Genomic DNA, 16590 nt, shown 5'->3' with positions numbered 1-16590 from the left:
TAAGATGATTGACATAAGCAGATAGGGGGAGATTTTGATGCCTGCCATCGTTGGACCTATTCATATCGAGTCATTAGGAGGAAACGGTGCAGCTACTTTCGGTGATGTACTGGCCATTGCCCCTTTAGCTGTAGACCACTCTACTGGCGGGGCGGGAGCCTTTAATGCCGGTGATTATATGTCTCTTACAAGTGATCCAAATGCGACGATGCTTTGGGACTTCACATTGTTTGGCCAGCCTCAATCATTTAATGCATAGAAAGACAGCTGGTGATCAAATATCAGCTGTCTTTTTTTATTTGTGATACACGTATTGTTGAGCTGGGCATATGATGTGGATAGAAAAGGTGGTGGAGCAATGCCAGCGATTGTTGGACCTATTCATATAGATCGTGTGTACGGAAATGGGGCGGCACATTTCGGTGATGTTTTTGCCATTTCACCAAAAAGTGTTGATCACTCCGCCGGTGGTTCAGGTACCTATAATGCAGGGGACCTCGTCCAATTTTTTAACAGTCCAAACGTCACATTTGTTTGGGATTCTAATCTTATTAGTCAGCAAAAGAGCTTCAATGCGTAGCCAGCTTTGAAAGGGTATTCCTTTTCAGAAGCTGTCTTTTTTTATGGTACAATGGATATGGATGTAAGAAGAAAAAAGAGGTGTGAACAGAGTCAAATGAAAATTAGAAAAGCACACATCACAAGCCGGCAGCCAAAGACCTACAATGTATATTTACATGAAAATAAAAAAGAATATAAAACGCTTGTTGCCGTACCTGATATTGAATGGAGTATTTCCATTGCGTACGAGGACGAAAAAGAGCAGCTGATCCATACGCTCGAGCAATCCTTAATGGAAAGAGCAGAAACAGACGAAGCCCGTGAACTTGCACTAAAGATTGTGCACTGGGTCACAGAAATGTAAATTTTAAAACCAGGAGTGAAAACAGCGATGAAAGAAGAATCCGTAGACTTTTATTTGCAGCAAGGGATATTTGGACATGCTGAAACAAAACCCGATGAACGAAGAATGTTTCTCGGTTCATTAAGGGAACGAGCGCTTCTTGCCCTGACAAAGGGACAGGTATCACGAAATAAACCGTATCAAGAGGTCGAACAAATATTAAAGGCCAACCGTCAGGCCACTGTTCTTTTAAATGGTGAGTTGTCCTATGCTTCTTATTCGCAATATGTGAAAATGGCTAATGCCGCTGGATGTTCCTTTAAAGTGGTGAATCATCATGAGGCACATTCTCCTTTTGGTCTTGTGATAGAGCTGCCGAATGCGGTCAATCAAGAGCACATCTATATCGAAGATGAGCTGTTTCAAAAGGCTTTTTCTCACGAATCTGTTGAATAGGTTTCCCTAGTGAAATGAATAAGCTATAATGAGTCAAAAGAGCATATGGGAGAGATGCGGATGGGCAAAGCATTGATTTGTATTGATTATACCGTTGATTTTGTTGCAGACGATGGAAAATTGACATGCGGAAAGCCTGGACAGGCGATAGAGCCTAAGATCACAGAGATCACTTCTTCGTTTATTGATGAAGGGCACTTTGTCGTCTTTGCAGTCGATCATCATGAGGAGCAAGACCTTTATCATCCAGAGACAAAGTTATTTCCGCCCCATAATATTCGCGGGACAAAGGGAATTGAACTTTATGGAAAACTAAGTTCACTATTTCACACGTCAAAGCATTTAAAACATGTCTACTATATGGAAAAAACAAGATACTCTGCTTTTGCAGGCACTCAATTAGAAATGAAACTGCGCGAGCGTGGCATCACTGAACTTCATTTAGCCGGCGTATGTACCGATATTTGTGTACTTCATACAGCTGTTGATGCGTACAATAAAGGCTTCGAACTTGTGATTCACGAGAATGCTGTGGCGAGTTTTAATGAAGCGGGGCACGAGTGGGCACTTTCTCACTTTGAGCAGTCGCTTGGTGCGAAAGTGGTTAAGTAAGGGAAGGAGAATGGAAGTTGGAGCATCGGTTTATTGACGACAGTTTATCACTACATACAGACCTTTATCAAATTAACATGGCAGAAACGTATTGGAGAGACGGCATTCATGAGAAGAAGGCAGTGTTTGAACTCTTCTTCAGAAAGCTTCCATTTGACAATGGCTTCGCTGTATTTGCTGGTTTAGAGAAAGCGATTGAGTATTTATCGGACTTCTCCTTTACCGAAAGTGATCTAGCGTATTTAAAAGACGAACTCGGTTATAAAAGCGATTTCATTGATTATTTAAGCGGGTTATCCTTTACAGGCTCCCTTCATTCAATGCGGGAAGGCGAAATTGTCTTTGCAAATGAACCAATTATGCGTATCGAGGCAACGCTTGTCGAAGCGCAGCTAATCGAAACCGCCTTGCTGAATATTGTGAACTTCCAGACGCTGATTGCAACAAAGGCAGCTCGGATTAAAGGAATCATTGAAGACGAGACAGCACTAGAATTTGGAACAAGACGTGCACATGAAATGGATGCAGCAATGTGGGGAGCAAGGGCGGCACTCATCGGCGGCTTTCAGGCGACAAGTAATGTTCGTGCTGGGAAGCGCTTCAACATCCCAGTGTCAGGAACACATGCTCACGCACTTGTACAAGCATACCGTGATGAATATACGGCATTTAAAAAATACGCTGAAACCCATACAGACTGTGTCTTTTTAGTCGATACGTATGATACCGTGAGATCCGGTATTCCGAATGCCATTAAGGTAGCGAAAGAATTCGGAGACAAGATCAACTTTATTGGTGTCAGACTTGATAGTGGTGACCTTGCCTACTTGTCTAAAAAAGCTAGAACGATGCTGGATGAAGCTGGATTCCATGACGCAAAAATCATTGCATCAAGTGATCTCGATGAACATACCATCATGAATTTAAAAGCACAGGGTGCCAAAATTGATGTGTGGGGTGTTGGAACAAAACTGATCACAGCATTTGATCAGCCAGCTCTCGGTGCAGTGTATAAGCTTGTGTCCATTGAAGACAACGGCAAAATGAATGATACCATCAAAATTTCGTCCAACCCAGAGAAAGTGACAACACCAGGACGTAAACGTGTGTACCGCATTATCAACCAATTGAATCATCACTCAGAGGGTGACTACATTGCGCTCGAAGAGGAAGATGTTCATAGTGAGGATAAGCTAAAAATGTTCCACCCTGTGCATACATTTATCAGCAAATTTGTCACAAACTTTGTGGCGAAGGATCTACATGTCCCGATTTTCGAACAAGGAAAACTTGTATATGACAATCCGGATATTCAAACGATTCAAGCCTATGTGCAGGATAGCCTCGGACTTTTCTGGGAGGAATATAAACGAATCAGCAAACCAGAAGAATATCCAGTCGATTTGAGTCAAAAATGCTGGGATAACAAGATGCAGTTTATCCATGACGTGAAAAATAAAATTAAACTAGAGCTTTATGAAAGCTAACGTTGGAAGAAAAGGAGATCATCCAGTCAGGTGATCTCTTTTTTTATTTTTTCACCGATTCAAATTGAACCATAAGCGCAATCATTTGGTATACTGAAAGCACATCTTGTTTGTCATTGCATAAAGGAGGATTGGAGCAGTTGAGGGTGTTTGTTGCGAGACAGCCTATTTTTAACAGAAAAGAACAAGTCGTATCATACGAGCTACTTTATAGAGATAGTGAAACCAATACATATAGCGCTGAAGATGGTGACAAAGCGACAACGGACCTCATTATTAACAGTTTTTTAAATATCGGCATCGAAACATTGACAGAAGGCAAAAGATGCTACATTAATTTCACCGAAAGCTTACTTTCGTCTGATCTGCTCACCTATTTTGATCCGCATCAGCTTGTGATCGAGATATTAGAAAATGTCCCGATTACCCCGGCTCTTATTATGAGATGTAAGGAGTTAAAAAAATGGGGATATACGATTGCACTTGATGATTTTTTTCTAAGCGGATCACATTTCAGTGACAAGTTGCTTGACGAACTCCTCTATTGCATTGATATTTTAAAAATTGACTTTCTAAAGACTACATCGAAAGAACGTAGAAATATTCTACATACCTATAAAAAATATCGACTTCGCTTCCTTGCAGAAAAGGTGGAAACGCGAAGAGAATATGAAGAAGCGCTAGAAGCCGGCTTCCATTTGTTTCAAGGGTATTTCTTTAGTGAGCCGCATGTTATATCAGGACGAGCATTATCAACCAGCTTCCATGCGTACCACCAGCTATTAAATGAGCTGAGCAAGGAACAGCCGAATATCCAGGTCGTGACCCATTTTATTGAAAGTGACCTTTCGCTATCATACCAATTATTAAAAATGCTCAATTCAGGCGGCATGAGGCGTCTTTATCAAATCAAAAGTATCCGGCAGGCGATTATTCTGCTCGGGTTTAATGAAATTCGGCGCTGGATCTTTATTCTTTCATTTAAAGAATTGAATGTTCAAGCCAACTCAAGCCAAAAAGAAATTATCAAAATGTCCTTCATTCGGGCGAAAACGTGTGAACTGATTGCGAGTCGTACCGAACGAGAGCATCCAGCCTCTTATATGCTGACAGGCATGTTTTCTCTCATCGATACACTTGTCAGGGCAGATATCACAGAACTTGTGAAAGAGCTGCCGCTTTCTGATGAAGTTGGCGAGGCACTGCTTGGCTATGAAAATGATTATTCATTTGTACTCGGTGTAGCCAAACGGATTGAATGAAATGAATGGGATCATGAGATGTTAGATGGGAATCTCCCGAAGCAAGAAGCCTACGGATGTTATATAGAAGCCATTGAATGGTGTCATAAAATGTTTGAATCGTAAAAGCCGCTCACGTCAGAGCGGCTTTTTTTGTTATGCCCACTGTAAAAGGAGAAAAAGTCTGCTAGAGGCGAGAGACAAGTAGATACGAATGCCTTCTGGACTAAAGCGGATGTCAATACCACTTTTCACACCGATTTGCTTCAGCATTCGGATGACACTTGCCGAATCAGAGCGCTCAGCAGCCTCCATGATGCGCTGTGCAAACGAAAGCGAGCTGGAAATCTGCTGTGTAATAAGTGAAGCATCAGCAACAAGTCGGGCTGATTCCTTTGCGGCTCGTTGAAACGAGTGGGCATCTACTGGAGGAAAAGTCATAGGCGTGCGCGAATATGCACGGCTCATTGCGGGACCTTGCAAAGCAGGATAAGGAACATAGTAAAACACGTGGTCACCTCTTCTCTCATTGACGTGAAATTGGACGGATATCTGTTCTAAATGTATGTAGAAAATCAGAATAAAGAATCAAAATGATCTTTCTATCTTTATAAATCCAACATAAAAATAGGTACTTTTGCGGTCAATTTCGGTGAATGTCGCCAAAAAATTGCGGTGTCCACAATGGGGTCTGTCGTCTGACCTATAACACGCAAAACCGAGGTTATAGAAGGGATCGTATGTTCTATTGTGAGAGAAGTGTGACGAATGATGCCTATTCTTGTTGCATTAGTGACACAATTCCTTTGAAATTAAGATAAAAGTATGATTTGAAAAGTCAGAAAATGATGAAAAAAGACCTATTGAATTTTGCGGTATCACGCACACATTTTGTGCATACTTTTCGGTGAAAAAATACTCAATTACATTTACACTGTTAGTAATAGATCAAATACTTATGACCCAATCACCATACACAAATACATTGATCTTCCAAAAAAGGAGAGTGGAATCGATGGAAAAGTATGAAATCGAAGAACTTAAACAATTATTATGGAAACTTGAAAACGAAATTAGAGAAACAACGGCTTCTCTTCATAACATTAACAAAAGCATTGATCAATACGACAAATATGAATATGTGAAAATTTCTTAAAGACTTGATAATCATCAAGTCTTTTTTTTATCCAAATACATACAAAAAAAGGATATATTATTATATAATTGTTAAATAGTGATGTCAGTGGACATTTGCTCATGTCTTTTTAGTAAAATAAAAGGCGGAAGGGTGAGGGACAAGACCGAGTATGCTAAACTATCTAGAGAATACAAAAATCAAGCAGAATATGTCTGATTTTATTCAACATGCAGTCAGGCAGAAGGATTTACAAAAGCTGCTTCTAGAATTTACAGATATAAAGAATGAATTTCCCTTTGGGCAATTAGCTTACAAGCATTATGAGGCATTTGGCGGACAAGACAAGCAAGCGATTACACAATTGGCAGCAGGGATTGAACTTCTCATCTTATCAGCCGATATATTAGATGATATCGAAGATCAGGATAAAGATTCGTATCCTTGGATGAACGTCAACCAAGGAGTGGCCATCAATGCTTCTACGTATTTGTATACGCTGAGTATCCAACTCATCACAACAATATGTGAAAATGATTCTCAACTAATTGAGAAACTGTTCCAACTCATCAAATGGTCAATGGAAGGACAGCATGAGGATTTGCGTCATATGCATGGAACAGAAGAAGAGTGTGTAGAGGTTTTAAGGAAAAAATCAGGATCATTAACAGCTCTTGCTAGTGTACTGGGTGTTTATTTAGCGACAGGAAAAATCAACTCAACTGTGGAATCATATTCCATATGTTATGGTGTTGCTGAACAAATCAGTAACGATTTTTTTGCGTTATTTTCGAAAACCAACGGAGATTTTCTAAAAAAACAAACGCTGGCATTTAGCTATTTACAAAGAGGCTTTAACGATGCCAGTCAAGAGATTCTTATGTTCTTATCTAATCGTTTAGATGAGTCAGAACAAAAGTCATTTCAACTGAAGCAGAAATTACTTGAAGCAGGTTTGACTCAGTACATGGTATCAATGAGAGAGATTATGCTGTTACAAATGAGGCAAGGGATTGACCAACTTGATTTACCTAAAACAAAGAGGGAACAATTGTATGCATTTATGACAAAGGAGGGCAATGATTGAACATTCAAAATGTTATTGCATATTTAATGGAAAATCCTGGAGTTGTGAATGAGTTGGATTTAGGGAATGCAAGTTTAATTCACACAGATGAGCAAACCATGAAAGCAATCATTCAAGGCATTAAAAAAGGGCAAATGTCTGCAGAATATATATGGTACTATAAATGATGCTATTTCATTTATAAATGATTTAAAAGTTCTCCAGTTAAGGATGTTTTATACATGAAGATAACTTATACGAAACTATCTGCTTTTTTCGTTTTTCTGTCTTTTTTATTTGTGATCTATGTTTCATATATTTATGTATTTGATATTTTTAATGGAGCACGTGTAGCGGAGAACAAGAACGGTCAAGCAGAAGTTGTCAAAGTTGAATATCTTTCTTTAGCCTACACATCAGGATTAGAAGAAGGAGATATTATACTTAAAATCAATGGGGAACCTGCTAACAACAAAGATCATATGATCAATGGTGAGCTTAGGAATGTGCAAAGAATTGATATTCAAAGAGGCAACCAAATGATCACCCTTAAAAATAAGACATTGATTGGTCAAGAAAGTTTATTTGTCTATTTAATTCCTCTCGTCCTGTATTCAATATGTTTATTTTGTATCTTCTTTATCATTAGAATTAACAAAGAGGCCCAACGGAAATCAGCATTTCTATTAGTTTTATTTTTATTAACGATTTGTATCGGGTATCTTAGTGCAGGTACTTCAGGTATTGGTGAAAGATTTAGCCATTATGTGATCGTATTTTGTTTATCAAGTGTATTTATCTTTTATATTCATTTCATTTATCAGTATTTTAAAGAGTTTAACTTGCATATAACAAATCAAAAAACAATTCGCCTTTTATATAGTCTTCCAGTAATTAATCTATTGATAGAGCTAGCAGTTCCAATAGATTCAGCGATAGCAAGATACATGCCAAGTTTAAATCTTTTATTCTTTTTCGCTTCTATTATCATGTCATTCAAAGTGATTATCAATGGAATGCGGAAATATAAAGAGACAGAGCAGGGGTCTGTTTTAAAGTTTTTTGTCATGATTAATATCATAGCATTCTGTCCATTTATATTTTTATTTGCAATACCATATGTTTTGTTTCGTATTTATGTAGTAGATCCCTTTTTCTTGACTTCTTTTGTCTTGCTTATTCCTTTTTCTCTAGTGTACCAATTCATGACGAACAAACTATACAATATGGACTTTTTGATTAGTAGACTGAAATACTATGGCTTTTTAGCCATTACACCGACCATTTTTGTTATTGTCACGTTTTACATTCTGCAAAAACCAGAAGATTTGAAGTATACACTGAAACTCGCATTAATCACCTATACACTCATGCTTGCTGTCTTTTATTTTAAAGAAATTCTAGATTTCCGCTTCCGGCTGAAACGTTTTTCAGAGAAGCATAATTACCAGGACAGTGTGTTTAAATTTACGCAGCTCATCCGTGAGGCGTCATCACTTCACCAAGTGCTTTATCATTTGAAATACACCATTTTAGAAGTGCTGGTTGTTAATAAAGCCTTTGTGCTTGAAGTGAAGCCAGATGGGCAGATTGAAGAGATTGATGAATCTTCAGGTGATAGCAATCTATGGAAAGAGTATGTGGATCAATTTCAGGATATTTTAGGGGAAGTCGGGAAAATCATTGGGCTTGATAAAGGGTTCATGATGAAAATTGGCGAGCGGGGTGGTCACTCGTTTGTGATTTGCTGCTTATCCAATTTACAGACACCTAAATTGACGCGTGATGAGATTTCTTGGCTGAAAACATTGGCATTTTATACAAGTGTCAGTTTAGAAAATGTCGTCAAGATTGAAGAATTGATGGAGCATCTTGAAGATTTGAAGCAGCGTGAAGCGAACCCTGCTTGGCTGAAAAAAGTCATGTTTGCGATGGAAGAAAAACAGCGCTCCGATTTAGCAAGGGATCTCCATGATTCCGTGCTACAGGATTTGATATCGCTGAAAAGACAGTCAGAGATGTTTTTAACGAATTTCCAAAACGATCAATGCCCAACGTCTATTGAACAATCGCTTATCTCATGGAATGAACAAATGTCTAAGGTGATTCAAACGACGAGAGAAACGTGTCATGAACTTCGGCCGCAGCTGCTGTACGATTTAGGTTTAGTGAAGGCGATATCGAAGCTGACTTCTCAAATTCAGGAGGAAGCACCGTTTCATATTCGGCTGAATACGACACGCTTTGATAAGGAGATGGACATTGATATTGACTCCCAGCTTAATATTTACCGGATTGTTCAGGAATTGTTATCCAATGCCTTGAAACATTCTCAAGCCAGCCAAGTGCTCGTAATGCTGATTTGTATTAAAGATCAGGTTGTTCTTCACTACGAGGATGATGGAGTAGGCTTTGACGCAAGCCATCTTGATCAGCACACCATGAGCATGGGCCTCTCTGGGATCAGAGAACGAGTCAAGGCGTTAAATGGGAAGCTTCACATTCATACCGCACCTGAAAAAGGGCTGAAGGTGAAAATTGAAATGGAATTGTAACGATTTATTAAGGAATAAGACTTGGCATCTGCCAAGTTTTTTATATAAAATGGAAGTGAGTGATTTAAAGGGAGGAAGACATGAAGAAGATATTGGTCATTGATGATCATCCGGCTGTCATGGAAGGGACAAAAAGCATATTAGAATCAGATCAGCAGCTATCAGTCGATTGTTTAAGTCCTGATGCAGAAGCCGCCTTTTTAAAGACGCATGACTTTTCCATCTATGATGTGATTTTGATGGATTTAAATCTCGGGGATATCAATGGAATGGACATTGCGAAACAAATTCTAGAAACCAACCAACAAGTGAAAATCATCATTTATACAGGGTATGAAGTAGATGATTATTTTGAAGAGGCCATTCGGGCTGGATTGCACGGTGCAATTAGTAAAACAGAGACAAAAGACAAAATTATTGAATACATACACCGCACATTGCAAGGAGAAGTTGTCATTCAGCTATCCTATTTAAAGAAATTAATTTCACAGCAGCAAGAAAAGCCAGAACAGGCGCAGCAGACCGATCACGAGCTGTTAACAGAGCGAGAGTGTTTGATCCTCAGAGAAGTGGAAAAAGGATACACGAACCAAGAGATTGCCGATGTGCTGCATTTGAGCAAACGCTCGATTGAATACAGCTTGACGTCCATCTTTAATAAGCTGAATGTTGGCTCTCGAACCGAAGCGGTGTTAATTGCAAAATCTGAAAGTGTGCTGTAAACGTGTGAAGGGAGAGAACCCTGATGGAAGTGAATGGATCAAATACACTGCTTGAGGCACTGGGGATTGAGATTGTAGAGTGTAATGAGTCTCGATGCGTAGCAACAATGCCAGTCGATCACAGAACAAAACAGCCATTTGGACTGCTGCACGGAGGAGCTTCTGCTGCTCTAGCAGAAACAGTGGCAAGCATGGGAGCTGCGGCTCATTTAGACTTAACTCAGCAAGTTTGCTCAGGGATTGAAATCAATGCCAATCACTTAAAATCTGTACGTGGTGGAGTAGTGACAGCGACGGCTGTTCCTGTACATGTCGGGCGCCGTACAATGGTATTTCAAATTGATATTAAAGATGATCGAGACCGGCACATCTGTACGTCAAGATGCACACTTGCTGTCATTGATCGCATATAAAAAAGCTCCCGGTGCAGCGGAAGCTTTTTTTAGGTTGAATTGATTCATAAAAAGAAGATCCTCGCATGTGAGGATCTTCTTTCGGTTTATAAGTACGAGTCTTCTTTGCGTTTAATCACGAAGTTACGAAAACCACCATAATCATCTTGTACACTTCGTTTGTCCATCTTGACACCAGTATTGTAGGCGGCTCTTCCGATCAAGTGTGCGCCGACCGGAGCTGTTAAAAAGATAAAGACAATCCCAAGTAGAATCTTCGCAGAAATAATGCCTGCAAGAAACCATTCGTGAAAGAATACCCCAACTAATATGAGGACAACACCAAGTGTCGATGCTTTTGATGCAGCATGCATACGTGTATAAACATCCGGCAGGCGAAGAACGCCAATGGCTGAAATGAGACAAAGGATGGCGCCAAGCAGGATAAAGAAAATGACAATAGCTTTAGCGATGACGATCATTTTCAATCACTTCCCCTTTCTCAAGGAATTTGGAAAAAGCGACAGTGCCGATAAAGGCAAGGATACCGAGCAGTAAAATAATTTCAAAGAACGTTGTCGTTTTCAGCAAAATAGAAACGATAGCTGTCATCCCAATTAAATTGATTCCTATCGCATCAAGCGCACTTACACGATCAGGAATAGAGGGCCCTTTGATAACCCGTATCACAAAAAGAAAGGTGGACAGCGCAAGAATGCCAAGTGAAATTTGTAATATGAGCTCCATTACTTACCGCTCACCTCCTGAATCGCTTTTTCAAATGAAACCCGGATATCGTGAATGGCTTTTTCTGCATCTTCAATATCCATCGCGTGAATGTATAAAATGGAACGATCATCAGAAATATCAATGACGAGTGTACCTGGTGTCAATGTAATCATATTAGCCAGTATGGTGATTTCCCAATCCGTTTTCAAATCTGTACGAAAGGCGAAAATACCGGGCTTAATGGTGAGCTTTGGAGATAATACGGTCTTTAATACACTTAAATTGGCAAGAAGCAGCTCCCGAATAAAAATCAATACGAGCTTGAAAATCGCAAACAGGGCATAGCCGTAAAAACGCTGCGGGAAAAACCGCCGAAGCATAAAAATGGCGACCATCCCTAGTACAAAGCCTGATACAAAGTCTGCGGCTCTGTATGTATCATTCATAAACATCCATGTAAAGGCGAGGAGAGCGTTTAGTAATATTTGAAAGGCCATGTTCATCTACTCCTTCAGCACAGCTTGAATATATTTTTCTGGTGTTGAGAGCATTTCCGCTGCTTGATTGATATAAGGGGCAATGAACTCTGTCCCTAACCCAATGGCAAGCGACAAGATCACAAGCAGTACGCCAGGGTACACCATTCCTTTAATCGACGGTTTCCTTCTTCGCATATCTTGATCCTCACCCCAAAATGCGAGTATGAAGATCCTCATAATCGAATACAGGACAAGAAGGCTGGACATTAAGACAAGGATAGAAAAGGTCATGTGTCCAGCAGAAAATCCACCTTCTACAATCTTTAGCTTTCCAACAAATCCACTCAGAGGAGGAATTCCTGCTAGGGATAAAGCCGAAATGAAAAACATCCACCCTAGTAAAGGCTGAGATTGAATCAGTCCGCCCATCTTTTTCAAGTGATTGGTGCCAGCATACACAAAGAGTGCACCTGCCAGCATAAATAAAGCGCCTTTAATCACCATGTCATGAATGAGATAATAAATGGCCCCTTGGAGTGAGGCGGGTGTATTGGCTGCAATCCCAAACAAAATGACCCCAACTGCTGTGACAATGTTATAGATGACGATCTTTTGCACATCAGAATAGGCAATAGAGCCAATCACACCGAATATCACCGTTAGTGCGGCAAACCAAGCCATGAGTGTATGTGTAAACCCTGTATCATGTATAAAAATTAAAGTAAAGACTCTGGCAATCGCATATAAGCCAACCTTTGTCAGCAGTGCACCAAATAGAGCAGAAATAGCCGCTGGCGGTGCATGATATGATCCTGGAAGCCAGAAATAAAGCGGGAAGATCCCAGCTTTTAAGCCAAATACAATCATGAACAGAATGGAAATAACAGTGATTAATCCTGTTTGCCCTGATTCAGCAATCTTCACACTTAAATCAGCCATATTCAGTGTACCAGTGACTGCGTATAAACAAGCGACACCGACGATAAATAAAGCCGATGAGATGATATTAAACACAATGTATTTGAGTGATTCTCGAAGCTGCGGTTTTGATCCGCCCAGCACAATAAGCATGTATGATGCCATCAGCAGTAATTCAAAGAATACAAACAGGTTGAAAATATCGCCTGTTAAGAAGGCACCACTTACGCCAGCGAGCAAAAATTGCACGCCAGAGTAATAGAACAGCCGCTCCTTTTCCTTCCCAATCGTTTGAAAGGAGAAAAGAACTGTCACTAGTCCAACGACGGAAGCGGTCAGTACAAGGAGCGCAGCAAATTGATCGGCCACAAGGGCAATCCCAAATGGTGCTTTCCAACCTCCTAAATAGAGGGTTTGAATCCCATTAGTAAATATGGTTTGGACTAAATACACATTGCAGACAATGGCTGATAGTGAAGCAAACACACTAAAGCCTCTTGACAGCATGATATTCTTATTCATAAAGATCAAGAGTGTAGCAGCTAATAATGGTATTAAAATTGGCAGGATCACGAGATTATTCATGCTGATCATTTCCTCTCATTTGATCCATGTCATCTGTTCGCAGCTCTTGGAAGGCACGGAAGGCCATGACAAGTAAAAAGGATGTCACACCAAAAGCAATGACAATGGCTGTTAAAATTAATGCTTGTGGTAATGGGTCTACATAGGATGTGATTCCCTCAGTTAAAATGGGAGGGGCTCCTTTTTTTAAGCCACCCATTGTTAAAAGAAGCAAATGGACGCCGTGGCTCAAAACAGCAGTGCCGACGATGACCCGCAGTAGGCTTTTTGAAAGCATTAAATAGGTCGCCGTCATAAAAATAATACCGACGATAATAGACATTAGAAATTCCATTATTCCTTCTCTCCAATCGTTTGAATAATGGTCATGGTGACACCGACAACAACCAAATATACACCGATATCAAACAGTACGGCTGTTGCCAGTTCTGTTTTCCCTAAAAACGGCAGTTGAAAATAATCAAATGCATGGGATAGAAAAGGTGCACCGAATAGAAATGATCCCATACCCGTCAGGATCGCGACGAGCAGCCCAGTCGCTGCAACATAGATAAAGTTGAACGGCAGAATGCGTCTAACTGTTTTCAGATCGTAGGCTAAGAGCAGAAGGACGACAGCACTGGCACTCATTAATCCGCCAATAAATCCTCCGCCTGGGTTATTATGTCCCGCAAGAAACAGGTGAAGGGAGAAGAGCAGGATGATGAATGCAGTGATTTTAGTTGTGACTTGTAAAAGCATATCATTCGTATCAATTTTTCTCATCGGCGCACTCCTCTCTTCCGTTTTCCTTGTGTCTTTAATAATCCATAAATACCAAGTGCCGCAATCGCCAGCACGGTAATTTCAAAAAGTGTATCAAAGCCCCTGAAATCAACAAGGATGACATTGACAATGTTGTTTCCGCCTGCAAGCTTGTAGCTGTTTTCAATAAAGTAAGAAGCAATCGTATCAAGTGACTGATTGCTTGTGGAAGCGAAAGCAAGGCATGTCACAATGACTCCAACACCTACTGAAATGATGAGATTGGTCATTTTAAATTTCCTCGTTTTTTGCTTCATGCTCAGTTGAGGCAAGTGATAGAAGCAAAGTAAAAACAGTGCAACAGAAATTGTTTCAATAATTAACTGGGTGAGGGCAAGGTCAGGTGCCCTGAAAATAACAAAAAATAGTGACAGCGTATACCCCATGACACCTAACCCGATAATAGCTGTTAAGCGAGAACGAGCAAACACAGTCGTGAGGGTTGCAGCTATCATGACTAATGATAGAATGACCTCGTACGTGCCGATTGGAGCAGCATGCTCCATATTAAATGAAAAGGCATTCTGATAAAACATCACGCCCCCAAGCACGATAATCATGAATCCAAACACATAGACAAGGTAATCACGAAGGAAACCAGTCATATAACTGTTTGTTAGGCGATAGGAGCCTTTTTCTAAGCCTATCAATGAACGGTCATATAAGGAGTTAAATGACCATTTTTCCTTAAAGATATTGTAGATTGGACGCCATTTTGACAACGTCAAATATCCGATAATCCCTAAAGCTACAACACCCATTGTCATATATACCTCTGGCAGAAAGCCGTGCCATGCTTCAATTTTGACAACAAACCGTTTTCCTGGATCAATCGCATCCGGAATAATGGCTGCAATTGCAGGTTCAATGACAGAATAAGCTAGAATATTTGGGAAGAAGAAAAAGGTGACCACAAGCGCAGCAAGGATAATTGGCGGGATGAGCATACCAATTGGTGCTTCATGCGGCTTTTTCTCTAATTGATCTAACTGAAGATTGCCTCTAAATGTTTTAAAGAGAAGCATCATACTGTAAATGAACGTAAAGACACTAGCGAGCCAAGCAATTGCTGGGAAAATAGTGCCCCATGTCGAAATATCTGTAAAGCTGATTTCAGAAATGCGTATCATACTTGTGAAAAACAGCTCTTTACTTAAGAAACCATTAAATGGCGGTAGACCAGCCATTGAAAATGTACCGATTAACGTAATCGTAAAGGTAATCGGCATGATGGTCATTAAACCACCTAATTTCCGAATGTCACGAGTACCTGTTTCGTGATCGATAATACCTGCTGCCATAAAGAGACTGCCTTTAAACGTAGCATGGTTAATGAGGTGAAAAATAGCAGCAAGAACGGCTGCGCCAAAAAAGGCAGGGTTGTTTTCATGAATCGCAGCTGCGCCGACGCCAAGCATGAGCATAATCATGCCGAGCTGACTAACTGTCGAGTAGGCCAGAATGGCTTTCAAATCATTTTGCCGGACGGCATGGAATGATCCCCAGAATAATGTGATAAGTCCGACAATGGATATGGTCCAGAACCACACCTCTGATATAGCAAAGATCGGACTGAAGCGGGCAACAAGATAAATACCGGCTTTCACCATCGTAGCAGAATGCAGATAACTGCTCACAGGGGTAGGTGCTTCCATTGCATCAGGCAGCCAGATATAGAATGGGAATTGCGCTGATTTCGTAAAGGCACCTAGTAAGATCAGGATCATGGCAGGGATAAAGTAAGGTGATGCCATAATGAGCTGAAGCTGATTGACTGCTTCACGAATACTGAATGAATCAGTGATCAGGTAGATGAGGATGAAGCCACCAAGCATAGCTAATCCGCCAAAAACAGTAATAAGCAGTGATTTGGTTGCACCATATCTAGAGCGCTCCCGCTTATACCAATACCCAATTAAGAGGAAGGAAGAAATACTCGTTAGCTCCCAAAACAAGTACAGAACCACCATATTGTCAGAGAGAACCACACCAAGCATAGCGGTCATAAACATTAACAAATACGTATAGAAAGAGCCAAGCTGTTCTTTTTCTTTTGATAAGTAGAAAATACTGTACAAGACCACTAGTGCGCCAATACCTGTAATTAATAATGCAAATAACAAGCTAAGGCCATCAACATATACAGTAAAATTCATCCCTAAAGATGGAATCCATTCAGCTTGTGAGAAAAGCGTTCGTCCATTCGAGGTAATGTGTAACATTTGGATGAAATAGGTGAATAAAATAATCGGCAAGATGAGAACAAACCACCCTGTATGTATACGCCTTACATATTTAAAAAGGAAAGGTACAACAAAGGCGAGTAAAAAAGGTGATAGGATGGCGAAGTGAATAAGCTGCAAGAAAATGAACCTCCTTTGATCAATATAAATTCACGTTCTAAAGAACTGGTAATTAAAATTATATCTTAAATACAGCCATAGTGCATTGGTTTGAAACGATTTCGAGCAAACTGTATTTGTTTTGGGTTCTTTTGACCACAAA

Annotated in this window: 20 protein-coding genes and 1 pseudogene; 13 read left to right on the top strand and 8 right to left on the bottom strand. The window is 40.2% G+C overall.

Annotated elements, in window-relative coordinates; all coding sequences use genetic code 11:
* Positions 1 to 37: 37 nt before the first annotated feature.
* From MHH41_RS14565 to MHH41_RS14535, 7 genes and pseudogenes are all read left to right on the top strand, one after another.
* Positions 38 to 259, top strand: coding sequence for a spore germination protein (locus tag MHH41_RS14565; protein ID WP_106029262.1), 222 nt, complete (start codon positions 38 to 40; stop codon positions 257 to 259).
* A 99-nt stretch (positions 260 to 358) separates the two neighbouring features.
* Positions 359 to 580, top strand: coding sequence for a spore germination protein (locus MHH41_RS14560; protein WP_050944046.1), 222 nt, complete (start codon positions 359 to 361; stop codon positions 578 to 580).
* Positions 581 to 676: 96 nt separating this feature from the next.
* On the top strand, positions 677 to 925 hold the full coding sequence (locus MHH41_RS14555; RefSeq protein ID WP_034660684.1) for a YueH family protein: 249 nt from the start codon (positions 677 to 679) through the stop codon (positions 923 to 925).
* 27 nt (positions 926 to 952) lie between these two features.
* Complete coding sequence (locus MHH41_RS14550; protein WP_050944045.1) at positions 953 to 1360, top strand: YueI family protein; 408 nt, start codon at positions 953 to 955, stop codon at positions 1358 to 1360.
* 60 nt (positions 1361 to 1420) lie between these two features.
* A complete protein-coding gene (locus MHH41_RS14545; protein WP_003213138.1) occupies positions 1421 to 1972 on the top strand; it encodes a cysteine hydrolase family protein in 552 nt (183 codons plus the stop codon).
* A gap of 17 nt (positions 1973 to 1989) precedes the next feature.
* Positions 1990 to 3459: a nicotinate phosphoribosyltransferase gene (locus MHH41_RS14540; RefSeq protein WP_340866488.1), complete on the top strand. Its 1470-nt coding sequence runs from the start codon at positions 1990 to 1992 to the stop codon at positions 3457 to 3459.
* 140 nt (positions 3460 to 3599) lie between these two features.
* Positions 3600 to 4826 (top strand): annotated as a pseudogene (locus MHH41_RS14535) (EAL and HDOD domain-containing protein).
* A gap of 30 nt (positions 4827 to 4856) precedes the next feature.
* Here the strand turns inward: MHH41_RS14535 and MHH41_RS14530 are convergent.
* Positions 4857 to 5210, bottom strand: coding sequence for a hypothetical protein (locus MHH41_RS14530; RefSeq protein ID WP_050944043.1), 354 nt, complete (start codon positions 5208 to 5210; stop codon positions 4857 to 4859).
* Positions 5211 to 5715: 505 nt separating this feature from the next.
* Between MHH41_RS14530 and degQ the strand changes: the two genes are divergently transcribed.
* The 6 genes from degQ (at position 5716) to MHH41_RS14500 (ending at position 10591) form a co-directional block, all read left to right on the top strand.
* Complete coding sequence (gene degQ / locus MHH41_RS14525) at positions 5716 to 5856, top strand: degradation enzyme regulation protein DegQ (protein WP_003213123.1); 141 nt, start codon at positions 5716 to 5718, stop codon at positions 5854 to 5856.
* Between the two features lie 151 nt (positions 5857 to 6007).
* A complete protein-coding gene (locus MHH41_RS14520) occupies positions 6008 to 6922 on the top strand; it encodes a polyprenyl synthetase family protein (RefSeq protein WP_340866487.1) in 915 nt (304 codons plus the stop codon).
* On the top strand, positions 6919 to 7089 hold the full coding sequence (gene comX, locus MHH41_RS14515; RefSeq protein ID WP_212045489.1) for a competence pheromone ComX: 171 nt from the start codon (positions 6919 to 6921) through the stop codon (positions 7087 to 7089). Before MHH41_RS14520 ends, comX begins: the two co-directional genes overlap by 4 nt.
* 54 nt (positions 7090 to 7143) lie before the next feature.
* Positions 7144 to 9456 carry an ATP-binding protein gene (locus MHH41_RS14510; protein ID WP_340866486.1) on the top strand — a complete coding sequence of 771 codons (2313 nt, stop codon included), beginning with the start codon at positions 7144 to 7146 and terminating at the stop codon, positions 9454 to 9456.
* A gap of 80 nt (positions 9457 to 9536) precedes the next feature.
* Entirely contained in the window at positions 9537 to 10178 is a 642-nt protein-coding gene (locus tag MHH41_RS14505) for a response regulator transcription factor (protein ID WP_058013793.1), read from the top strand.
* A 23-nt stretch (positions 10179 to 10201) separates the two neighbouring features.
* The gene (locus MHH41_RS14500; protein WP_340866485.1) at positions 10202 to 10591 is read left to right on the top strand and encodes a hotdog fold thioesterase; all 390 of its coding nucleotides are present in this window, start codon (positions 10202 to 10204) and stop codon (positions 10589 to 10591) included.
* An 86-nt stretch (positions 10592 to 10677) separates the two neighbouring features.
* Here MHH41_RS14500 and mnhG read toward each other — a convergent pair whose 3' ends face one another.
* The 7 genes from mnhG to MHH41_RS14465 are packed head-to-tail and all read right to left on the bottom strand — an operon-like array spanning position 10678 to position 16448.
* On the bottom strand, positions 10678 to 11052 hold the full coding sequence (mnhG, locus tag MHH41_RS14495) for a monovalent cation/H(+) antiporter subunit G (protein WP_003213369.1): 375 nt from the start codon (positions 11050 to 11052) through the stop codon (positions 10678 to 10680).
* Positions 11036 to 11317 carry a Na(+)/H(+) antiporter subunit F1 gene (locus tag MHH41_RS14490; RefSeq protein ID WP_003213177.1) on the bottom strand — a complete coding sequence of 94 codons (282 nt, stop codon included), beginning with the start codon at positions 11315 to 11317 and terminating at the stop codon, positions 11036 to 11038. Before MHH41_RS14490 ends, mnhG begins: the two co-directional genes overlap by 17 nt.
* On the bottom strand, positions 11317 to 11796 hold the full coding sequence (locus MHH41_RS14485; RefSeq protein WP_044140819.1) for a Na+/H+ antiporter subunit E: 480 nt from the start codon (positions 11794 to 11796) through the stop codon (positions 11317 to 11319). The genes MHH41_RS14490 and MHH41_RS14485 overlap by 1 nt, the downstream gene beginning before the upstream one ends.
* A 6-nt stretch (positions 11797 to 11802) precedes the next feature.
* Positions 11803 to 13281, bottom strand: coding sequence for a Na+/H+ antiporter subunit D (locus MHH41_RS14480; RefSeq protein ID WP_340866484.1), 1479 nt, complete (start codon positions 13279 to 13281; stop codon positions 11803 to 11805).
* The gene (locus tag MHH41_RS14475; RefSeq protein WP_058013796.1) at positions 13274 to 13615 is read right to left on the bottom strand and encodes a Na(+)/H(+) antiporter subunit C; all 342 of its coding nucleotides are present in this window, start codon (positions 13613 to 13615) and stop codon (positions 13274 to 13276) included. Before MHH41_RS14475 ends, MHH41_RS14480 begins: the two co-directional genes overlap by 8 nt.
* Positions 13615 to 14046: a Na(+)/H(+) antiporter subunit B gene (locus MHH41_RS14470; RefSeq protein WP_034620105.1), complete on the bottom strand. Its 432-nt coding sequence runs from the start codon at positions 14044 to 14046 to the stop codon at positions 13615 to 13617. Before MHH41_RS14470 ends, MHH41_RS14475 begins: the two co-directional genes overlap by 1 nt.
* On the bottom strand, positions 14043 to 16448 hold the full coding sequence (locus MHH41_RS14465; protein WP_340866483.1) for a Na+/H+ antiporter subunit A: 2406 nt from the start codon (positions 16446 to 16448) through the stop codon (positions 14043 to 14045). Before MHH41_RS14465 ends, MHH41_RS14470 begins: the two co-directional genes overlap by 4 nt.
* Positions 16449 to 16590 lie beyond the last annotated feature (142 nt).

The organism is Bacillus sp. FSL K6-1145 (assembly GCF_038003425.1).
Lineage (GTDB): Bacteria > Bacillota > Bacilli > Bacillales > Bacillaceae > Bacillus > Bacillus pumilus.
The sequence above is the reverse complement of the archived record's forward strand: the minus strand, read 5'-3'. Positions and strand labels throughout refer to the sequence as shown.

Coding starts and splice junctions, on each gene's coding strand:
- mnhG (WP_003213369.1), bottom strand. CDS start 11,052: ATGATCGTCATCGCTAAAGCTATTGTCATTTTCTTTATCCTGCTTGGC.
- MHH41_RS14480 (WP_340866484.1), bottom strand. CDS start 13,281: ATGAATAATCTCGTGATCCTGCCAATTTTAATACCATTATTAGCTGCT.
- degQ (WP_003213123.1), top strand. CDS start 5,716: ATGGAAAAGTATGAAATCGAAGAACTTAAACAATTATTATGGAAACTT.
- MHH41_RS14545 (WP_003213138.1), top strand. CDS start 1,421: ATGGGCAAAGCATTGATTTGTATTGATTATACCGTTGATTTTGTTGCA.
- MHH41_RS14555 (WP_034660684.1), top strand. CDS start 677: ATGAAAATTAGAAAAGCACACATCACAAGCCGGCAGCCAAAGACCTAC.
- MHH41_RS14500 (WP_340866485.1), top strand. CDS start 10,202: ATGGAAGTGAATGGATCAAATACACTGCTTGAGGCACTGGGGATTGAG.
- MHH41_RS14475 (WP_058013796.1), bottom strand. CDS start 13,615: ATGGAATTTCTAATGTCTATTATCGTCGGTATTATTTTTATGACGGCG.
- MHH41_RS14470 (WP_034620105.1), bottom strand. CDS start 14,046: ATGAGAAAAATTGATACGAATGATATGCTTTTACAAGTCACAACTAAA.
- MHH41_RS14550 (WP_050944045.1), top strand. CDS start 953: ATGAAAGAAGAATCCGTAGACTTTTATTTGCAGCAAGGGATATTTGGA.
- MHH41_RS14560 (WP_050944046.1), top strand. CDS start 359: ATGCCAGCGATTGTTGGACCTATTCATATAGATCGTGTGTACGGAAAT.
- MHH41_RS14505 (WP_058013793.1), top strand. CDS start 9,537: ATGAAGAAGATATTGGTCATTGATGATCATCCGGCTGTCATGGAAGGG.
- MHH41_RS14565 (WP_106029262.1), top strand. CDS start 38: ATGCCTGCCATCGTTGGACCTATTCATATCGAGTCATTAGGAGGAAAC.
- MHH41_RS14520 (WP_340866487.1), top strand. CDS start 6,008: ATGCTAAACTATCTAGAGAATACAAAAATCAAGCAGAATATGTCTGAT.
- MHH41_RS14510 (WP_340866486.1), top strand. CDS start 7,144: ATGAAGATAACTTATACGAAACTATCTGCTTTTTTCGTTTTTCTGTCT.
- MHH41_RS14490 (WP_003213177.1), bottom strand. CDS start 11,317: ATGGAGCTCATATTACAAATTTCACTTGGCATTCTTGCGCTGTCCACC.
- MHH41_RS14485 (WP_044140819.1), bottom strand. CDS start 11,796: ATGGCCTTTCAAATATTACTAAACGCTCTCCTCGCCTTTACATGGATG.